Here is a 16,019-nt window from a genome sequence, read left to right as displayed (position 1 = left end):
CCTTAAAGGACGTCGGACACCTAGCTGCAACTAGGCTGACCTGCACCGTATCACCTGAGGACGGTCAACCATCCGAGTGGTCGGCCAGGCGTGGCGCGCGTCTCTCCTTGAGATCAGCTTGACCTGCCGACCACGGCGAGTAATCATTACTCTGCGTATCGATCTAAGCCTCCCCCACAGCACGCCCGTACTGCTGACGGGGCGAATGAACGGAGAACCGCCACATGGGCGACTACGCCAAGGCGCTGGGGGCCAAGCTCCGCGCTATCCGCCAGCAGCAGGGTCTGTCCCTGCACGGCGTCGAGCAGAAGTCCGGCGGTCGCTGGAAGGCGGTGGTCGTGGGTTCGTACGAGCGCGGCGACCGCGCGGTGACCGTGCAGAAGCTGGCCGAGCTGGCCGACTTCTACGGGGTTCCCGTCGCCGAGCTCCTGCCCGAGGGCCGCGTGCCCTCCGGCGCCGAGCCGGCCACCAAGATCGTGATCAACCTCGAACGGCTGCAGCAGCTGCCCGTCGAGAAGGTCGGCCCGCTGGCCCGCTACGCCGCGACCATCCAGTCGCAGCGCGGCGACTACAACGGCAAGGTCCTCTCCATCCGCACCGAGGACCTGCGCTCGCTCGCGATCATCTACGACATGACGCCGGGCGAGCTCACCGAGCAGCTCATCGACTGGGGTGTGCTGCCTCCCGAGGCCCGTCCCGCGAAGGAAGACTGAACTCCCAGCTCCGCCTTCCGCCAGCAGTGGCTCCCGTGACGTCCTGCCAGTCGCCCTGAGGACGTCGGGGGAGCCACTGCTGCGTTTGCACCCAGCGTGACGGCCTGCCGCGAAGCCCTGCTCAGCGCGGTGCCACGAGCCGGCGGACGTGCTCCCGGTCCGTGATCGCGTGGATCGCCGCGATCTTCCGCTCGCGCACCGTGAACGCCACCAGCGCCACGGGCTGACCGTCCACGGTCGACACCAGACCGGCCTCGCCACCGACGACCGCCGGTTCCATGCACGGCGCCCGCAGCAACGCCGCCTTGGGCGCGACCATGCCCGTGCCGCGCAGCCAGATCTCCTCCGACCGCAGCGTCACGCCGGCGTCCAGCACGTCCTCGCCCGCCATGAACGCGCCGACGACCTCCCGCTGCCCCGCCAGGTCCACATCGGACACCGGCCGGCCCGCCACCCGCTGCCGCGCCCGCGCCTCGACCTGCGCCGCGCCCAGCGGTGTGCGGCCGATCAACGGCGCCACCTGCTCGAACGGCTCCTCGAACATGTCGTGCAGCACGTAGGCGACGCGTTCGTCGGGGGTCAGCGCGTCGAGCGCGGTCAGGACGCCGAGGCCCGGTTCGTCGTTCGGCTCCCTGCTCACCACCGGGTCCGGCATCTCGAAGCCGTTCTTCGCCCGCACGCGCAGCATCGTGAGGCTCACGCGGGCGATCACCGTGCTCAGCCAGCCCGGCTCACCGGTCTTCTCGATCTTGCGCCGGGCCTGCCTGACCGCGTCCTCGGCGTCGGCGAACCGGCCGAGCATGCGGTAGGCGAGCCTGTCCCCCTGGTCCAGTTCCGCGATCGTCACCAGTCCCCCTCACGTCGTGCGCCCACCTCGAATAGACACCTGGCGGGCGCTCGACGTGACCAGTGACGCCAGTGGTATTGCTCACGGCAGGAGCGCGGCCAGTTGTTCCCGGTCCTGGATGACGTGGATCGCGACGATCCGGCCGCCGCGCACGGTGAAGGACATGAGCGAGAACGGCACGCCGTCGACCCTCGTGACGAAGCCGATCTCGTCGCCGACGAGGGCGAACTCGACGGCCGCGACCGCGGCGTACTTGCGGAACAGCTGGGCGCGCCCGGCCACGTTCCGGCCGCCGATGACCTCCAGGGCACCGGCGCGCAGCACGACGTCCGGGTGCAGCACCGACACCAGGCCCTCCAGGTCGCCGTCCCGCGACGCCCTGAGGAACGCCTGCACCACCTGACGCTGTTTCGGCAGGTCGGCGTCGGGTTGCGGCCGGTCCTGCACGCGCTTGCGGGCGCGGGACGCCAGCTGACGGGCCGTGGCCGGCGTCTTGTCGATCAACGGCGCGATGTCGTCGAACGGCACGGCGAACATGTCGTGCAGCACGAACGCCAGCCGTTCGTCGGGCTTCAGCGAGTCGAGCACGATCAGCATCGCGAGCCCGACCTGGTCGTTCGCGACGGCCCTCTGCTCGGGCTCCTCCCCCGTCTCGATCACGGGGTCGGGCATCTCGAACGCGTGCTCGCGCCGGTCGCGCAGCATGTTCAGGCACACCCGGCCGACGACGGTCGTGAGCCAGGCCGCCGGGTTCTCGATCTCCGAGGTGTCGGTGCGCTGCACGCGGAGCCAGGCGTCCTGCAGCGCGTCGTCCGCCTCGGCGAACGAGCCCAGCACGCGGTGGGCGATGGCGCGCAAACGCGTGCGCTCCTGCTCGAACTGCGCGATCACGACTTCCCCCTGTGGCCTGGCACACACCCTGTCACGTTCCCGAGCGCTGCCGGGTCGAGCGGGCAACGGACTCGTTCGGAGGGTAATCATGAAGATCGTCGTCACGGGTGGAACCGGCACTCTGGGCAGGCACCTGGTCCCGTTGCTGCGCGAATCGGGCGCCGGCGTGACGGTGCTGAGCCGCCGCGGTGACATCGCCTGCGACCTGCTCGGAGACGTCCCGCCGATCGAGGCCGACGTGGTCGTGCACCTCGCGGGCGGGCAGAAGGGCGACGACGTCGCGACCCGCAACCTGCTCGCGGCCTGCCGGGGCGTCCGGCACTTCGTCTACATCTCGGTGATCGGCGCCGACACCGTGCCGCTGGCGTGGTTGCGCACCAAGCTCGCGAGCGAGGAGGCGGTCGAGGCGTCGGGGATCCCGTTCACGATCCTGCGCGCCGCCCAGTTCCACGACCTGGCGCTGACGATGGTGCGGGGCCTCGCGAAGCTCCCGATCGTGCCGGTGCCGGCGATGCGGCTGCAGCCGGTCGACGCCCGCGACGTCGCCGCCCGGCTGGCCGGACTGGCGCTGGGACGGCCCGCAGGCCGCGTGACCGATCTCGCCGGGCCCGCGGACTTCGACCTCCGCGAGCTCGTGCGCGGCTACCTGACCGTCGAGGGCAAGCGCCGGCTCACGGTGCCGATCCCGCTGCCGGGCAAGGCCGGGAAGGCCTACCGAAGCGGGCTGAACCTGAGCCTGGACGGGGACCGCGGCGCCCGCACGTGGGAGGAGTTCCTCGCAGGCCGGTAGCATCCTCGCAACGTGACAGGACTTCTCGCTGATCAGAACCCGCTGCCGTCCGGTGTGGACTCCCGGCTGCGCGACCACCTCACGTTCCTGATCGAGGTCGACCAGCTCAAGACCGTGCTGCGCGCGTCCCCTCTCGCGGCGGCCGACAGGCGTGAGAACGACGCGGAGCACTCGTGGCACCTCGCGCTGATGGTCATAACGCTCGCGGAGTACGCCGACGAGCCGATCGACGTCGGCCACACGATGAAGCTCGTGGTGGTGCACGACCTCGTGGAGATCTACGCGGGGGACACGCCGATCTACGACACCGAGCTGGGCGTGAGCCAGCAGGAACGGGAAGAGGCGGCCGCGGACCGGTTGTTCGGCATCCTGCCGGACGACGCGGGCCGGACGATGCGGGCGTTGTGGGACGAGTTCGAGGCGCGCGCGACGCCCGAGGCGCGGTTCGCCAAGGCCATGGACCGGCTGCAACCGCTGCTGCTCAACTGGATGGCGAAGGGCGGGACCTGGCGGACGCCGGGCGTGACCGCGAACAACGTGCGGGCGCGCAAGGCCGTGATCGGCGAGGGGTCCGCGAAGCTCTGGGAGGCGGCCGTGCGGCTGATCGACGAGGGCGAGCGGCGCGGCTGGGCCCGGAGCTGAACCGCGGGCGTCACGCCGGTGACGTGACGCCCGCGGGAAGTGCTACAGGACAGCGCGCAGCTGGTCCGCGATCACGGCGATCCGGCCGAGCACGCCGTTCACGAACCGCGGCGAGTCGTCCGTCGAGAGGCCCTTGGCGAGCTCGACGGCCTCGTCGATCGCGACGGCGTCCGGCACGTCGGCCGCCCACAGCAGCTCGTACAGCCCGAGACGCAGGATCGCGCGGTCGACCGCCGGCATCCGCTGCAGGGTCCAGCCCTCGGCGTGCTCCGAGATGAGGTCGTCGATGCGCGAGCGGTGCGCGGTGACGCCCTCGACCAGGGAGACGGTGTAGTCGTTGACCGGCGGGACGTCAGGAGACCCGACGCGCTGGGCCAGCAACGTCACGGCGTCGCTGCCGAGGAGGTCGGCTTCGTAGAGGAAGTCGACCGCGCGCTTGCGGGCCTTGCTCCGAGCACCCATCAGGACTTGTCGCTGATCCGGCCGAGGTAGCGACCGTCGCGGGTGTCGACCTTGATCTTCTCGCCGGTCGTGACGAACAGCGGGACCTGGATCTCGGCGCCGGTCTCCAGCGTCGCGGGCTTGGTGCCGCCGGTGGAGCGGTCGCCCTGCAGGCCGGGGTCGGTGTGCTGGATGATCAGCTCGACCGAGGTCGGGAGCTCGACGAACAGCGGGACGCCCTCGTGCGTCGCGACCATCGCCTCCTGGTTCTCCAGCAGGTAGTTCGCGGCGTCACTGACCGTCTCGGCCGGAACCGGAATCTGGTCGTAGGTGTCACCGTCCATGAAGATGAAGTCGGTGCCTTCCTTGTACAGGTAGGTCATGCCGCGCTTGTCCACGGTGGCGGTCTCGACCTTGGTGCCCGCGTTGAAGGTCTTGTCGACGACCTTCCCGGTCAGCACGTGCTTGAGGGTCGTGCGCACGAAGGCGCCACCCTTGCCGGGCTTGACGTGCTGGAACGCGGTGACGGTCCAGAGCTGGCCGTCGAGGTTCAGCACCAGGCCGTTCTTCAGGTCGTTCGTGGTGGCCACGGTGGGATTTCTCCTGTGTAGGACGGGGGTGTCAGACGACCACGAGTTCTTTCGTGGTCAGGGTGAGGAGCTCCGGCCCGCTCTCGCGGACCACGAGGTTGTCCTCGATGCGGACCCCGCCCCGCCCCGGCAAGTAGACGCCGGGCTCGACGGTGACCGCCATACCGGCCGAAAGTGTACCGGCACCTGCCTTCGACAACGCCGGTGCCTCGTGGATCTCCAGCCCGACGCCGTGGCCGAGGCCGTGCAGGAACTCGTTCCCGTGCCCGGCCTTCTCGATCACCTCGCGCGACGCGCGGTCGACGTCGCTCACCTTCACGCCCGGCTCCAGGGCGTTGCGCCCGGCCGCCTGCGACCGCGCGACCAGGTCGTACAGGTCGCGCTGCCAGTCGGCGGGCCTGCCGAGGACGAGCGTGCGCGTCATGTCGGAGTGGTAGCCGTCGACCAGGGCGCCGAAGTCGAGCTTGACGAGGTCGCCGGTGCGCAGCGTCGCGTCCGTCGGCGAGTGGTGCGGCACGGCCGAGTTCGCGCCGAACGCCACGATCGAGGAGAACGACGGGCCCTCGGCGCCGTGGTCGAGCATGCGGCTCTCCAGCTCGCGCGCGACCTCGCGTTCGGTGCGGCCCGCCCGCAGCCCGCCGTGCCCGATCAACGCGGCGAGCGCGCGGTCGGCCGCCGCGCACGCCATCCGCAGCGCCTCGATCTCGACCTCGTCCTTGACCAGCCGCAGCTTCTCGACCAGGCCGCCCGCCTTGTGCAGCTCGGCCTTGGGGGAGGCCGCCGTCAGCTCGTCGAGGCCGTCGACCGTGACGTGGTGGCTCTCGAACCCGAGCCTGCCCTTCGCCCTGCTCGCGAGCGCGGTGTCGCACGGCCGGTCGATGAGCCGCTCCAGGTCCGGCACCTGCTTCGCCGACTGCGTGAGGTAGCGGCCGTCCGTGCAGAACACGTCGTCGCCGTCCGCGCCGATGAGCACGGCGGCGTTCGATCCGGTGAACCCGGTGAGGTACCGGACGTTCAGCAGGTTCGTCACGAGCAACGCGTCCAGGTTCGCGGCCTGGAGCTCCTCGCGAAGGGCGGTTCGGCGTGCGGCGTACGACGACATGTCTCGCAGCGTACGGCCAGTCCTAAGCTGTCCGCATGAGTCCTTGGTTCGTCCGTGCGTTGTGGATGGGGCTCCTGCACGGAGCCGTGCAGACCGGCGTGGCGGCCGTGGGCGTGCGCAGCCCCGAGGCCTCCTCGGTCCGGCCGATCGCGCTCGCGCTGCTGATCGTCGCGGCCGTGCTCTGGGGCGCCGTCGACGCGCTGCGCGACCTGGACGGGCGAGGCATGCAGTGGTTCGTCGCGTCGCTGATCGCGGGCCCGTTCGCCGGTGCGCTGGGTGTGATCGGGACGGCGTTGCTGGTGGACCAGACCGGGCAGGAGGCGCTGTGGGTCGCGCTCACGGGCGGAGCGGCGTTCACGGCGTTGCTCGTCCTCGCGCCGGCCGGCCTCGGGATGCTGCTGGGCGGGTTCCTCGCGAGCAAGGACTCGGCTAGCCGGCAGAGCTGACCGTGAACAGGTAGCGCGCCGTGGTGCTGAACGTGCCCGACGACCCCTTGACCAGCAGCTCGTGCTCACCGGACTTGAGCGGCGGGATCCACGCCCACAGCCCGCACCCCTGCCCCGTCACCCGTCCCTCGCGCTGCCCCACCACGTTGCCCCGCGCCGCCTGGTAGGCGACCGCGACCGGCGCGATCCGCCGCAGCTCCAGCAACTGCCCGTCGAGCGTGACCGACCCCTTCGCGTCCGCCATGAACTGCGCGCAGCCCTCGGCGGTCGACATGAGGTTGAGCGCGGGACCGGCGAGCGGCCGCCCCGCGGGCATCTTGCACCTGCGGTCGACGGTCCCGCCGAACGTGCCGGCGAAGAACCACACGTCCTCCGGCTGGTTCTCCGCGCACCACTGACCCGTGTCGTCGACCACGGGGCTGCGGTTCTCCGGACTCGACGCAGCCCACGTCCACCACTTCGCCTGCAGGTCCTGATCGGACAGTTGCTCCGTGCCGGCCGTCGTCGTCTCGCTGCTGACGGGCGCGGGCCCCGGCGTGGCCGCGCACCCGGCCAGGAGCAGGGCCAACGCGGCTGTGAAGAGTCTCGGCACGATCGGCATCTTTACACGGTCAGCCCGCCACCAGCTCGATTTCGAACCCGTCCTCGTTCTCCATGAACGCCGCGTAGTGGTCTGGTCCTCCGGCGTGAGGATGACGGTCCGCGAACATGAGCTTCCAGCCGTTGGCCTCGGATTCCTCCGTGAGGCGGTCGACGTCCTCCCGGCTTCCGGCGTGCAGGGCGAGGTGGTTCAGGCCCGCCCGCATGCGGTCGTGGGGGCCTGTCGTCGCCGGGGACTGCTCCACGACCACGTAGGTCTCGTTCAGCTTCCAGCTGACGCCGTTGTTCCAGCGCTGGTGCTCGGTCCAGCCGAGCCGGGTGAAGATCCAGCCGAAGGAGACCTCGGCCCTGGTCAGGTCCTGGACCCACAATTCCACGTGGTGGAGCAACGATTTCCCTTACGTGTCAACGAACTGGCCAGCGGGAGATGCGGCCGTCCGGGCGCTTGCCTGCTTAGCATCCGGCCATGTCCAACGAGTTCAAGGGCCGGGTGACCGGCAACAGCTTCCAGATCGGGAAGGTACACACGCTCAACATGGGCGGCGACGCCGCGACGAAGAGCGGCGCCGAGCCGCCGCCGGACAAGCCGAGTGCGGTCCAGTTCGCGGTGGGCTTCGCGTTGGTCGTCGTCATCATCGCCATCGGCGCCGCGTGTCAGGGCGACGACAAGCCCGTCTTCCCCGCCGCCGATCAGGGAACCCGGCCCGCAGGCGTGAGCGACGACGCGGTGGCGGAGGTGGTCGCGGACAAGCTCGCGCAGTGCGCGACCGAGGTCGTGCTGGAACCCGTGAACTGCCCGCAGGCCCACAGCGCGACCTCTCCGCGCAACGTTCGCTGGGAACTCGTCGGTGAACCCCGCGACGGCATGCAGGTCCGGTGGGTCGACGACAAGTTCCTGGCGCGCGGAACCGCGGTGATGACCGTCGGCTACGAGGCAGCGACCGGCAAGGCCGTCGAGGTGAAGGGGTTCCACTTCGAGACCGAGGTGCCGTGGCGGGGCGACCAGACGCGGATCGAGTCGATCCGGCAGCCGAAGCCGGCACCGGCGGCCGGCACGATCCGCAAGGAGCGGTACGACCTGCCCGACGGCGACCTCACCAAGGCCGTGCGCGACGGGTTCGCCGCGTGCGCGGCCACCGTGCCGATGCCGCCGAAGTGCCCGCACAACCCGCACACGCCGTCTGGCAAGGACATGACCCGCGAGGTCGAGGGTGACCCGGTCGCCAACTGGACGAGCACCAAGGACGCGGAGTTCGGGTTGATCCGCGTGAAGGCCAGTTACTCGCTCGTGGCCCGGTGGACCGAGACGTTCTTCACGACCTACGAGACGTCGCGCACCCAGTCCGGCACCTACGAGGCCACGATCATCCGCACCCCCAACAAGACCGCCCAACTGCTCACCGTCAAGCACGTCTCGTGATCCATGGGATCAGCTCGTGAAGATCGTCTCGAACAGCGAGCGCCCCGACCTCCAGGGCGATGCCCAGGCTTCGTTGCGGGACGGCTGGCCCGCGTTCGTGCTGCGCGGACGGATTCCCGCGACCTACCGCGACGCCGTGGCGGAGTACTTCCCGCGCTACGACGTGTTGCTGCTCGATGACGACGACGCGGTGCTGGCACGGGCGACGGCGGTGGCCCTGAGCTGGGACGGTGAGACGGCGACCCTGCCGGACGGCGGGTACGACGGGTCGCTGGTCGCGGCGGTCACCGGGCACGAGAGCGGTGTCGTGCCGGACACGCTGTGCGTCGTGGCGGCGACGGTGCGGTCTGACCGGACCGGAGGCGGGCTGGCGGGAAAGGTGCTCACCGCGCTGCGGGAACGGGCGGTGGACGACGGGCTGCTGCGGGTGGTCGTGCCGGTGCGGCCGACGCTCAAGGCGAGCTACCCGTTGACGTCCATGGAGGACTTCCAGCGGTGGTCGCGTGCGGACGGGTTGCACCTCGACCCGTGGATTCGCACGCACCAGCGGCTCGGGGCCGCGATCCTCGGGCCGGCGGCCCGGTCGATGGTGGTGACCGGGAGCGTCGCGGAGTGGGAGCGGTGGACCGGGATGGTGTTCCCGCGGAGCGGGCGGTACGTCGTCGCGGGAGGGCTGGACCTCGTCGTGATCGACCGGGAGCACGACCAGGGGGTCTACGAGGAGACGAACCTCTGGATGCGCCACCCGGTGACGCGCAACTGACACGTCCGAACGCGGAATGTCCCTTGAGCCCGGGGCCAAGGGCGGCCATGACCACCAACTCCCGCGAGACCGCGGCTCAAGCACGAACGCGGTGGAGGCGGTCTTCATCAGCACGACCGCACTCGCCGCCGTGACCCTGCTGGGCTGGCGCTACTTCTTGAGCGACAGCCAGCGCAGCGCCAGCAGGTAGCCCTCCACGCCGAGCCCGACGATCACGCCGCTCGCCACCGCCGAGACCACGCTGTGGTGCCGGAACTCCTCGCGCTGGTGGATGTTCGAGATGTGCACCTCGACGAGGGGGGCGGTGAGCTGGGAGCAGGCGTCGCGCAGGGCGATCGAGTAGTGGGTCCAGGCGGCGCCGTTGAGCACCACGGGGGTCGAGGTGTCGGCGGCCTCGTGCAGCCACTTGACCATCTCGCCCTCGTGGGCGGTCTGGCGGACCTCGACGTCGAAGCCGAGGTCCTTGCCCTCGGCCACGCACATGTCGACCAGGTCGGCGTGGGTGGTGCTGCCGTAGATGAGGGGCTCGCGGGTGCCCAGGCGGTCGAGGTTGGGGCCGTTGAGGACCAGGACCTTCACAGGAGCACCGTCCCGCCGGAGGACTTGGGCTCGGCGGCGACGGCCGAGTAGGCGGCGGCGATCAGGGCCGGGTCCGGGCCTTCGAGGCGGCCGGGTTTGGCCAGGCCGTCGAGGACCACGAAGCGGAGGACGCCCGCCTTGTTCTTCTTGTCGACCTTCATGCCCTCCATGAGCTGGCCGAGGGCGTCCGGGTCGTAGGTGGTGGGCAGGCCGAGGAGTTCGAGGACGCGCTTGTGGCGGTCTGCGGTCTCGTCGTCGAGGCGGCCTGCCAGGCGGGCCAGTTCGGCGGCGAAGACGAGGCCCACGCTGATGGCGGCGCCGTGGCGCCAGCGGTAGCGCTCGCGGCGTTCGATGGCGTGGCCGAGGGTGTGGCCGTAGTTGAGGATCTCGCGCAGGTTCGACTCGCGCAGGTCGGTCGTGACGACGTCGGCCTTGATCTGGACCTTGCGGCGGACCAGGTCGGCGAGCACGTCGCCCGTCGGGTCGAGGGCGGCCCGGGGGTCGGCCTCGATCAGGTCGAGGATGACCGGGTCGGCGATGAAGCCGCCCTTCACGATCTCGGCCATGCCCGCGATGAGTTCGTTGCGCGGCAACGTTTCCAGGGTGGCGAGGTCGACGAAGATGGCGTCCGGCTCGTAGAACGTGCCGACGAGGTTCTTGCCCGCGTCGGTGTTGATGCCGGTCTTGCCGCCGACGGCCGCGTCGACCATGCCGAGCAGCGTCGTCGGGATGTTGACCAGGCGCACGCCGCGCATCCACGTGGAGGCGACGAAACCGGCGAGGTCGGTGACCGCGCCGCCGCCGAGGCCCACGACGACGTCGGAGCGCGACAGGCCGATCTTGCCCAGCACGTCCCAGCAGAAGCCGGCGACGGCCAGGTCCTTGCCGTCCTCGGCGTCCGGGACCTCGACGCGGTGGGCGTCGACGCCCACGGCCTTGAGCTCGTCGACCAGCACCTTCGCCGTCTCGGCCAGCGTCGGCTGGTGGACGATCGCGATCTTGGCCGTGGCCGAGAGGAACTCGACGATGTCGCCGAGCAGGCCGCGGCCGATCACGACGTCGTAGGGCTTCTTCGCGGCGACCCGGATGCGCACGGGCTCGGTCATGCTTGCTCTCCCTTGATCACCGCGTCGGTCACCTGGTCGGGGTCGAGCGAGTCCGTCAGGACCTCGATCGTCGCGACCTCGCGGTACAGCGGCAGGCGCGCGTCCAGCAGCGCCTTGAACGTGGCGCGCGGGTTGATGCCCGTCAGCAGCGGGCGGTTGGCCGCGAGGCCGGTGCGGCGCACGCCCTCGGCCATGCCCACGTTCAGGAACACGACGGTGTGCCCTCCCAGGCGTTCGCGGGTGGTGGCGGACAGCACCGCTCCCCCGCCCAGCGCCAGCACGCCCTCGTGCTCGACCAGCGCCTTGGCGACCGCTTCCTCTTCCATGGCGCGGAAGGCGGGCTCACCGTCGTCGGTGAAGATGTCGGAGATGGGCTTGCCGGCCAGCTCGACGATGTCCGCGTCGACGTCGCGGAACGGCAACCCGAGCCGCGCCGCCAGCAGCTCGCTGACGGTGGTCTTGCCCGCTCCGGGCGGGCCGACCACGACGTAGCGGGGGCTCACATGCCCTCCCAGCGGGCTTCCAGCGCCTTGAGGTACGCGTGGGCGTTGCGGCGGGTCTCGTCCAGCGAGTCGCCGCCGAACTTCTCGAGCGCCGCCTCGGCCAGCACCAGCGCCACCACGGACTCCAGCACGACACCGGCGCGCGGCACGGCGCAGACGTCCGAACGCTGGTGGATCGCGACGGCGGGCTCACCGGTGCGGACGTCCACGGTGGACAGTGCGCGCGGAACGGTCGAGATGGGCTTCATGGCCACGCGGGCGCGCAGGATCTCGCCGTTGGTGATGCCGCCCTCGAGGCCGCCTGCACGGTTCGAGCGGCGCGTCACGCCGACCGGTCCGCTGCCGCGGTCGATCTCGTCGTGCGCCTGCGAACCCCACCGGCGAGCCGAGGTGAAGCCGTCGCCGATCTCCACGCCCTTCATCGCCTGCACGCCCATCAGCGCCGCCGCGAGGCGCGCGTCGAGGCGGCGGTCCCAGTGCACGTGCGAGCCCAGGCCCGGCGGGAGCCCGTAGGCGAGCACCTCGATCACGCCGCCGACCGTGTCACCGGCCTCCTTGACGGCCTCGACCTCGGCGACCATCGCCTCGGTGCCGCGCGGGTCGAAGCACCGCACGGGCGACTCGTCGATCGCGGCCAGGTCGTCGGGTGTGGGCAGACCGGCGTCCTGAGGCGTCTCGGCCCCGCCGATGGACACCACGTGGCTCACGATCTGCACGCCGAGCAGCTGCTGCAGGAACTGCCGGGCGACCGTGCCCAGCGCCGTGCGGGCCGCGGTCTCCCGTGCGGAGGCGCGCTCCAGCACCGGACGGGCCTCGTCGAAGCCGAACTTCTGCATGCCCGGCAGGTCGGCGTGGCCGGGACGCGGGCGCGTCAGGGCCTCGTTGCGGCCGGTGGTCTTGAGCAGGCTCGGGTCGACCGGGTCCGGCGACATGACCGTCTGCCACTTGGGCCACTCGGAGTTGCCGATCGTGACCGCAACAGGACCGCCCTGGGTCTTGCCGTGGCGCACGCCGCCGAGGATCTCGACCTCGTCCTGCTCGAAGCCCATGCGGGGCGAGCGACCGAACCCGAGCCTGCGGCGCCCGAGCTGGGCGACGAGGTCCTCGGTGGTCACCTCCACCCCGGCGGGCATGCCCTCCAGGACGGCGACGAGGGCGGGGCCGTGTGACTCTCCAGCGGTGATCCAGCGCAGCACGTTCACAATCCTTTCACAACGTCGTCAACGCCCAGGTGGCGGCCAGCAGGCCCGGTCCGTGCGGCACCGCGCGCCTGCGCCGGAGCGCGGCGACGGCCAGGGTCACCGCGCTCGACAAGATCGCCGCAGGTAAGAGCGCCGGCAGCGGCAGAGCGGCGCCGAGACCGAACGCGAGCTTCACGTCCCCGCCGCCCATGTAGGCGGGCCGCAGCCGCCGCACCAGGAGATGCGCGCCACCGAAGACGAGCGCCGAGAGCACCGCGGCTCCCAGCCCGGGCAACCGCGTCAGGAGCAGCGCGGCGCCCAAAGGGAGGGTCAGCGCGTCCGGCAACCGGTGGTGCCGCAGATCGATCATCGCGAGCACGATGCCGAACCAGGCCAGCAGGAACGACGAGGGTGGAGCGTCCAGGACGGCGGCGACCGTCCACAGGGAACCCAGCGCAGACGCGAGCAGGACCGTGGTCATGGAGACCACGGTCCTGCTCGGCACGACTCAGTACAAATTCCGGCCTGTCACGAACGGACCGTTCACGACAAGGCTTCGAGCACGGTTCAGCGGGACCAGTCGAACAGGGCGTCGTTCGCCGCCACGTCCACGTCCTGCGCCAGGTCGGCGAGCGCCTCCGCCGACGCGTCCAGCGCGATGACCGGGCAGATCGGCGCGAACCCGGCCGCCTCGACCTCGGCCGGGTCCCACGTCACGATCTTCTGACCGGCCTGGACCTGCTCGCCCTTGACGACGTGCAGCTCGAAGCCCTCGCCCTTGCGCTTCACGGTGTCGATGCCGAGGTGGACCAGCACGGCCGCCCCTTCACCGTTGGCGACCACGAACGCGTGCGGGTGCAGCGTCACGACGGTGCCGTCGAGCGGCGAGACCACATCGGCCTTCGATCGAAGCGGCTCGACGGCCACACCGGGGCCGACCATCGCCTGCGAGAAGACCGGGTCCGGAACCGCGGAGAGCGCGACCGCCCGACCGGCGACGGGGCTGCCGACGCGGACGCTCACAGCAGGTCCTCGATGTCCGACGCGATGGTGTCCGCCTCGGGTCCGACGACGACCTGGACGACGTTGCCGGAACGCATGACTCCGTGCGCTCCCAACGCCTTCAGGGCCTTCTCGTTCACGACCGAGCCGTCTTCGAGCTCGCACCGCAGGCGGGTGATGCAGGGCTCGATCTCGATGATGTTGTCCCGGCCACCCAGCGCCTCGAGGATCTTCTGAGCCTTCTCGTCAGCCACGTTCGTACCTCTCGTTCCCGTAACAGCGGTTGACACCCGCTCGGTGCGCGGAGCATTCTCCCGCACCAACTGGTCTAGACCGGAAAGTACCACTAGCGAGGAGGTGACCGAGTGAACGAGATCGTGGAGGGGCCCAAGCCCAAGCACGCGCAGCTGCGCGAGATCCTGCGGAGGCTGGCCGAACAGGAACTCGCACCCGGTTCACCGATTCCGTCCGAGCGCGATCTGGCCGAGCGGTACGGAGTCTCTCGCATCACCGTGCGGGCCGCAGTCGGCCAACTGGTCGCAGACGGCCTGCTCACGCGGGCCAAGGGCCGTGGGACGTTCACCGCCAAGCGGCGCTACGACCTGCAGCTCTTCCTGGCCTCGTTCACCTCGGACATGAAGTCGCGCGGGGTCGAACCCAGCACCGAGGTGATCAGCTGCAACCAGGCGGCACCCGGCGCGAAGGCCTCGCTGGGCCTGGAGGCCGACGAGTACGCGTACCGCGTCGTGCGGCTGCGCAAGGCCGACGGGGCCCCGTTGGCGCTCGAGGCCGGCTGGTACAGCCCGCACATGCTTCCCGAGCTCGACCGATGTGACCTGACCGGATCGATCTACGAGATCATCGCGACCCGGTACGGAATTCAGCTCGACCACGCGCGGCAGACCGTGTGGGCCGAGACCGCCGACGCGGAGACCGCGAAGGCGCTCGACGTCCGCAAGGGCAGCCCGCTCCTCGTGTTCAGGAGGGTCGCCAGCTCCGACGGGCGGCCCTGCGAAGACGTGACCTCCTGGTACCGGGGCGATCTCTACCAGGTGACCATGCAACTGGACCGGACCGTCCCGGGTACCGGACCCAACTCCGCCAAGGGAGGAACCCGATGAGCACGGACGCCGCAACCGGTGGTCGTGAGATCAAGGGCCTCGCCACGTTGCAACGCTTCGGTCGCAGCCTCATGCTGCCGATCGCCGTGCTGCCCGCGGCAGGCCTGCTGCTCCGCTTCGGTCAAGACGACCTGCTGGGCAAGGACGGTCTCGGCTGGAACGCCGTCGCCTCGGTGATCGGTGCGGCGGGCGACGCGTTGTTCGCGAACCTCGCCCTGCTGTTCGCCGTCGGCATCGCCGTCGGCTTCGCACGGCGTGGCGACGGTTCCACGGCGCTCGCCGGCGTCGTCGGCTACGTCGTGCTGACCAACGTCTTCAAGGCCATGTCGCCACTGGTCCTCGACCAGCCGACCGACCCGGCCGCGAAGCCCGAGGTCATCAACTACGGGGTGCTCGGCGGCATCGTCGTCGGCATCCTCTCGGCGCTGCTGTGGCAGAAGTACCACCGCATCAAGCTGCCCCCGTACCTGGCCTTCTTCGGTGGCCGCCGGTTCGTGCCGATCATCGTCGCCGGTGTGATGGTGCTCGTCGGCGTCCTGCTCGGCCTGGTCTACCCGTGGTTCGACGCGGGCCTGACCGCCATCGGTGAGTGGGTCACGGGCAGCACGATCATCGGCGCCTTCATCTACGGCGTCGTCAACCGCCTGCTGATCCCGCTGGGTCTGCACCACATCGTCAACAACGTCGTGTGGTTCCAGTTCGGCGAGTTCAACGAGAAGACCGGTGACATCCCGCGCTTCCTCGCGGGCGACCCGACCGCCGGCACGTTCCAGACCGGTTTCTTCCCGATCTTCATGTTCGCGCTGCCCGCCGCCGCCCTGGCGATCGTGCACACCGCGCGTCCCAGCCAGAAGAAGATCATCGCCGGCATCATGGGCTCCGCCGCCCTCACCGCGTTCATCACCGGTGTGACGGAGCCGCTCGAGTTCGCGTTCATGTTCGTGGCGTGGCCGCTGTACCTGATCCACGCGGTGCTGACCGGTACCTCGCTGGCGATCTCGAACGCCCTGGGCGCCCACGACGGGTTCTCGTTCTCGGCCGGTGCGATCGACTTCATCCTGAACTGGAACATCGCGCAGAAGCCGTGGATGCTGATCATCCTCGGACTCGTGTACGCGGCGATCTACTACTTCCTGTTCCGCTTCGTCATCACCAAGTGGAACCTGAAGACGCCGGGTCGCGAGGACGACGAGGCACCCGAGGCCGACGAGAGCGTCGTCGGCAGCACCGGTGACACCGCGGTGCGCGAGACGCGCACCCGCAACGACCAGCAGTAAGCACA

Annotated in this window: 22 protein-coding genes; 8 read left to right on the top strand and 14 right to left on the bottom strand. The window is 70.3% G+C overall.

What is annotated here, in order from left to right; all coding sequences use genetic code 11:
* Positions 1-224: 224 nt before the first annotated feature.
* Positions 225-713 (top strand): transcriptional regulator BldD, encoded by a 489-nt coding sequence (gene bldD, locus IE307_RS39585; RefSeq protein ID WP_030471611.1) that lies wholly within the window; start codon positions 225-227, stop codon positions 711-713.
* A 121-nt stretch (positions 714-834) separates the two neighbouring features.
* On the opposite strand, the gene IE307_RS39580 is transcribed toward bldD, so the two are convergent.
* Together IE307_RS39580 and IE307_RS39575 are read right to left on the bottom strand one after the other, a co-directional pair.
* Positions 835-1,560: a sigma-70 family RNA polymerase sigma factor family protein gene (locus IE307_RS39580; RefSeq protein WP_191304609.1), complete on the bottom strand. Its 726-nt coding sequence runs from the start codon at positions 1,558-1,560 to the stop codon at positions 835-837.
* Positions 1,561-1,641: 81 nt separating this feature from the next.
* Complete coding sequence (locus IE307_RS39575; protein ID WP_229905523.1) at positions 1,642-2,451, bottom strand: sigma-70 family RNA polymerase sigma factor; 810 nt, start codon at positions 2,449-2,451, stop codon at positions 1,642-1,644.
* Positions 2,452-2,539: 88 nt separating this feature from the next.
* Here IE307_RS39575 and IE307_RS39570 point away from each other — a divergent pair, with 88 nt between their 5' ends.
* Together IE307_RS39570 and IE307_RS39565 are read left to right on the top strand one after the other, a co-directional pair.
* On the top strand, positions 2,540-3,241 hold the full coding sequence (locus IE307_RS39570) for an SDR family oxidoreductase (protein WP_191304607.1): 702 nt from the start codon (positions 2,540-2,542) through the stop codon (positions 3,239-3,241).
* Between the two features lie 12 nt (positions 3,242-3,253).
* Positions 3,254-3,883 carry an HD domain-containing protein gene (locus IE307_RS39565; protein ID WP_191304606.1) on the top strand — a complete coding sequence of 210 codons (630 nt, stop codon included), beginning with the start codon at positions 3,254-3,256 and terminating at the stop codon, positions 3,881-3,883.
* Positions 3,884-3,925: 42 nt separating this feature from the next.
* Here IE307_RS39565 and nusB read toward each other — a convergent pair whose 3' ends face one another.
* The 3 genes from nusB to IE307_RS39550 are packed head-to-tail and all read right to left on the bottom strand — an operon-like array spanning position 3,926 to position 6,016.
* Complete coding sequence (gene nusB, locus IE307_RS39560; RefSeq protein ID WP_191304605.1) at positions 3,926-4,345, bottom strand: transcription antitermination factor NusB; 420 nt, start codon at positions 4,343-4,345, stop codon at positions 3,926-3,928.
* Positions 4,345-4,914: an elongation factor P gene (gene efp / locus IE307_RS39555; protein WP_191304604.1), complete on the bottom strand. Its 570-nt coding sequence runs from the start codon at positions 4,912-4,914 to the stop codon at positions 4,345-4,347. The genes nusB and efp overlap by 1 nt, the downstream gene beginning before the upstream one ends.
* A 31-nt stretch (positions 4,915-4,945) precedes the next feature.
* Positions 4,946-6,016 carry a M24 family metallopeptidase gene (locus IE307_RS39550; RefSeq protein ID WP_191304603.1) on the bottom strand — a complete coding sequence of 357 codons (1,071 nt, stop codon included), beginning with the start codon at positions 6,014-6,016 and terminating at the stop codon, positions 4,946-4,948.
* Between the two features lie 35 nt (positions 6,017-6,051).
* Here IE307_RS39550 and IE307_RS39545 point away from each other — a divergent pair, with 35 nt between their 5' ends.
* Entirely contained in the window at positions 6,052-6,462 is a 411-nt protein-coding gene (locus IE307_RS39545) for a B-4DMT family transporter (RefSeq protein WP_191304602.1), read from the top strand.
* Here IE307_RS39545 and IE307_RS39540 read toward each other — a convergent pair.
* Together IE307_RS39540 and IE307_RS39535 are read right to left on the bottom strand one after the other, a co-directional pair.
* A complete protein-coding gene (locus IE307_RS39540) occupies positions 6,446-7,054 on the bottom strand; it encodes a signal protein (protein WP_191304601.1) in 609 nt (202 codons plus the stop codon). The genes IE307_RS39545 and IE307_RS39540 overlap by 17 nt on opposite strands.
* Before the next feature lie 19 nt (positions 7,055-7,073).
* Positions 7,074-7,439, bottom strand: a complete 366-nt coding sequence (locus IE307_RS39535; RefSeq protein ID WP_229905522.1) for a VOC family protein — start codon at positions 7,437-7,439, stop codon at positions 7,074-7,076.
* An 89-nt stretch (positions 7,440-7,528) separates the two neighbouring features.
* Between IE307_RS39535 and IE307_RS39530 the strand changes: the two genes are divergently transcribed.
* Complete coding sequence (locus IE307_RS39530) at positions 7,529-8,482, top strand: hypothetical protein (RefSeq protein ID WP_191304599.1); 954 nt, start codon at positions 7,529-7,531, stop codon at positions 8,480-8,482.
* Positions 8,483-8,498: 16 nt separating this feature from the next.
* Positions 8,499-9,245, top strand: coding sequence for a hypothetical protein (locus IE307_RS39525; protein ID WP_191304598.1), 747 nt, complete (start codon positions 8,499-8,501; stop codon positions 9,243-9,245).
* 150 nt (positions 9,246-9,395) lie between these two features.
* Here the strand turns inward: IE307_RS39525 and aroQ are convergent, their stop codons facing one another.
* The 7 genes from aroQ to IE307_RS39490 form a co-directional block, all read right to left on the bottom strand.
* A complete protein-coding gene (aroQ, locus tag IE307_RS39520) occupies positions 9,396-9,824 on the bottom strand; it encodes a type II 3-dehydroquinate dehydratase (RefSeq protein WP_191304597.1) in 429 nt (142 codons plus the stop codon).
* Entirely contained in the window at positions 9,821-10,930 is a 1,110-nt protein-coding gene (gene aroB / locus IE307_RS39515; RefSeq protein WP_191304596.1) for a 3-dehydroquinate synthase, read from the bottom strand. The genes aroQ and aroB overlap by 4 nt, the downstream gene beginning before the upstream one ends.
* Positions 10,927-11,433 (bottom strand): shikimate kinase, encoded by a 507-nt coding sequence (locus IE307_RS39510; RefSeq protein WP_191304595.1) that lies wholly within the window; start codon positions 11,431-11,433, stop codon positions 10,927-10,929. Before IE307_RS39510 ends, aroB begins: the two co-directional genes overlap by 4 nt.
* Positions 11,430-12,629 carry a chorismate synthase gene (gene aroC, locus IE307_RS39505; RefSeq protein ID WP_191304594.1) on the bottom strand — a complete coding sequence of 400 codons (1,200 nt, stop codon included), beginning with the start codon at positions 12,627-12,629 and terminating at the stop codon, positions 11,430-11,432. Before aroC ends, IE307_RS39510 begins: the two co-directional genes overlap by 4 nt.
* Before the next feature lie 13 nt (positions 12,630-12,642).
* Positions 12,643-13,095 carry a prepilin peptidase gene (locus tag IE307_RS39500; protein WP_191304593.1) on the bottom strand — a complete coding sequence of 151 codons (453 nt, stop codon included), beginning with the start codon at positions 13,093-13,095 and terminating at the stop codon, positions 12,643-12,645.
* A gap of 86 nt (positions 13,096-13,181) precedes the next feature.
* Entirely contained in the window at positions 13,182-13,637 is a 456-nt protein-coding gene (locus IE307_RS39495; RefSeq protein WP_191304592.1) for a PTS sugar transporter subunit IIA, read from the bottom strand.
* Positions 13,634-13,870, bottom strand: coding sequence for a PTS sugar transporter subunit IIB (locus IE307_RS39490; RefSeq protein WP_030481793.1), 237 nt, complete (start codon positions 13,868-13,870; stop codon positions 13,634-13,636). Before IE307_RS39490 ends, IE307_RS39495 begins: the two co-directional genes overlap by 4 nt.
* Before the next feature lie 111 nt (positions 13,871-13,981).
* On the opposite strand from IE307_RS39490, the gene IE307_RS39485 reads away from it, so the two are divergent.
* Together IE307_RS39485 and IE307_RS39480 are read left to right on the top strand one after the other, a co-directional pair.
* The gene (locus IE307_RS39485; RefSeq protein ID WP_191304591.1) at positions 13,982-14,737 is read left to right on the top strand and encodes a GntR family transcriptional regulator; all 756 of its coding nucleotides are present in this window, start codon (positions 13,982-13,984) and stop codon (positions 14,735-14,737) included.
* Positions 14,734-16,014 carry a PTS transporter subunit EIIC gene (locus tag IE307_RS39480; protein WP_191304590.1) on the top strand — a complete coding sequence of 427 codons (1,281 nt, stop codon included), beginning with the start codon at positions 14,734-14,736 and terminating at the stop codon, positions 16,012-16,014. The genes IE307_RS39485 and IE307_RS39480 overlap by 4 nt, the downstream gene beginning before the upstream one ends.
* The last annotated feature ends 5 nt before the right edge of the window (positions 16,015-16,019 follow it).

The sequence above is a fragment of the Lentzea cavernae genome, from assembly GCF_014653695.1.
GTDB classification, from domain to species: domain Bacteria; phylum Actinomycetota; class Actinomycetes; order Mycobacteriales; family Pseudonocardiaceae; genus Lentzea; species Lentzea cavernae.
This window is presented reverse-complemented; position numbering and strand designations above follow the sequence as displayed.

What these genes read in the sequence shown, in the direction of transcription:
- bldD (WP_030471611.1), top strand. Translation starts at nt 225, where the DNA reads ATGGGCGACTACGCCAAGGCGCTGGGGGCCAAGCTCCGCGCTATCCGC.
- IE307_RS39570 (WP_191304607.1), top strand. Translation starts at nt 2,540, where the DNA reads ATGAAGATCGTCGTCACGGGTGGAACCGGCACTCTGGGCAGGCACCTG.
- nusB (WP_191304605.1), bottom strand. Translation starts at nt 4,345, where the DNA reads ATGGGTGCTCGGAGCAAGGCCCGCAAGCGCGCGGTCGACTTCCTCTAC.
- IE307_RS39550 (WP_191304603.1), bottom strand. Translation starts at nt 6,016, where the DNA reads ATGTCGTCGTACGCCGCACGCCGAACCGCCCTTCGCGAGGAGCTCCAG.
- IE307_RS39545 (WP_191304602.1), top strand. Translation starts at nt 6,052, where the DNA reads ATGAGTCCTTGGTTCGTCCGTGCGTTGTGGATGGGGCTCCTGCACGGA.
- IE307_RS39530 (WP_191304599.1), top strand. Translation starts at nt 7,529, where the DNA reads ATGTCCAACGAGTTCAAGGGCCGGGTGACCGGCAACAGCTTCCAGATC.
- aroB (WP_191304596.1), bottom strand. Translation starts at nt 10,930, where the DNA reads ATGACCGAGCCCGTGCGCATCCGGGTCGCCGCGAAGAAGCCCTACGAC.
- IE307_RS39500 (WP_191304593.1), bottom strand. Translation starts at nt 13,095, where the DNA reads ATGACCACGGTCCTGCTCGCGTCTGCGCTGGGTTCCCTGTGGACGGTC.
- IE307_RS39480 (WP_191304590.1), top strand. Translation starts at nt 14,734, where the DNA reads ATGAGCACGGACGCCGCAACCGGTGGTCGTGAGATCAAGGGCCTCGCC.